The organism is Gilliamella sp. CG35 (genome assembly GCF_046635745.1).
GTDB classification, from domain to species: domain Bacteria; phylum Pseudomonadota; class Gammaproteobacteria; order Enterobacterales; family Orbaceae; genus Gilliamella; species Gilliamella apicola_I.
This window is the reverse complement of the sequence record NZ_JBIDFH010000044.1, coordinates 1-1,259: the sequence shown is the minus strand read 5'-3', so window position 1 is coordinate 1,259 and position 1,259 is coordinate 1. Positions and strand designations below refer to the sequence as shown.

Here is a 1,259-nt window from a genome sequence, read left to right as displayed (position 1 = left end):
GAGTACAAAGTAAGTGGACGTAATCCAAAAGTGGTGAGAGTATCGCCGGGATTACCAAGTAAAGTTGATTTTGGTGTGGCAGAAGTCCAACCGTAATCACAACAACAAAATTAAGACAAACAAAAATGTTTGTCTAACCAGTCCTTTTAAGCTTTCCCCCGTTTATCGGGGGTTTTTTGTTTTTTCAAACAACAATCGAAAAAAAATTGTTAATTAAGAAACCAACCCATAACACAATTATCTCAACAGCATTTATTAAATTGTAAATATAAATTTGATAAGTGTAATCATCTATGATTTTTTATAGGAAAACTATTGATTTTAAAACTTATAATTGGCTGATATGGTGTTTTTATGCAAAAAAAATACAAAATAAAAAGAATAAATACAAATTCGATAGTTTAATTCGATCGCGTTAATTATTATTGATCGTTTATTGCGATCAATGTATTATTATGTAAATATTTGGCAAACATTTTAATAAAAATATATATATTTGTAATTTTTTTAATAAGTTATCTCATGATAAATTGTTTTATCATGAGAAAATCATTATTAATCAATAATTAATACTTTATTTGTAATGATTTGTTAGGCTGAATAAAAAAACAAAATAAGTAAAACTAATTGGTCTTAAAAGGAAATAAAAGTAGATGAAAAAACATAACTGGACCCGGCATTTACCTTGTCTGGGGATAAGTGCTGCTTTTTTACTCGGCTCAAATGGTGTTTATGCCGGTACGGATAACGTACCCAAATTAAACATTATCCGGGATGAGTTTAATGCAGAAGAAAAGCTTAACTTAAGTATCTATAATCCCAAGCTTAAGCTGACCTCGCAAGGGCTGTTTACCTCACCAATGGGATTTTATGTCTATACTAACTACCCCTCAAAAATAGCGGAATACCAGATTACGGTTTACCGTCAATCAGACTTAGATAACCAATATCCCTTAAAGACGTTCCGTTTTAGTGATATCAGTCCGGATGAGGCCGTATTATGGAGCGGGGAAACGGATAATGGTGAGCCGTTATCGACAGACAGCGAGTATAAAGCGATTTTAAGCACGACCGGTTATGCAGGCCAAAAAGATACCGTCTATGCAGTGCCATTTAAAACCTTAGGTTACGGCAGTGCACAAATCGACAATCCATTCACCGCCTACCGCAAAACGACCCCCACGTCGAATTTATTATTTGGTCAATTAAAATCAGACAGCACCATACCGGGCTTTGGTGAAAGCCGAATAAACCATCAG

The 1,259-nt window shown here is 33.9% G+C and carries 1 protein-coding gene; it reads left to right on the top strand.

Features of this window, described 5'->3' with window-relative positions:
• Positions 1-653: 653 nt before the first annotated feature.
• The coding region (locus tag ACGH4F_RS09595) for a hypothetical protein (RefSeq protein WP_411591031.1) at positions 654-1,259 on the top strand (606 nt) is incomplete at its 3' end.